General features: G+C 42.4%; 1 protein-coding gene. It reads right to left on the bottom strand.

Annotation, left to right across the window (positions count from 1 at the left end; translation table 11 throughout):
• Positions 1 to 302 (bottom strand): AMP-binding protein (locus GJU43_RS22780; protein ID WP_154344191.1); only part of this gene is annotated, 302 nt, incomplete at both ends.

The raw sequence follows: 302 nt of genomic DNA, 5'->3' as shown, positions 1-302 counted from the left end.
GCCGATAAAAGCAAACGCAATTCTCCGGAACCGTATTCTGTTCCGCTGTAATAACACAATAACGAATCCGCCGAGGCATCGTTGTGTAATACTAATTCTACCTGTCCTACTCCTTCTAAGTTTAGTAAAGAACTACGAATACCATCGAGTTCTACACGTACGCCGTGAAGTTTGATCTGATCGTCGATTCTTCCCAGAATTTCCAAATTTCCATCATTGTCATAACGGCCTAAGTCGCCCGTTCTGCAAACCAGATCTTCACGATCCGAAACCAATGGATTTTGTACCAATAATTTTGCAGT

It is taken from the genome of Flavobacterium sp. LC2016-23, assembly GCF_009674775.1.
Taxonomy (GTDB): Bacteria; Bacteroidota; Bacteroidia; order Flavobacteriales; family Flavobacteriaceae; genus Flavobacterium.
This window is presented reverse-complemented; position numbering and strand designations above follow the sequence as displayed.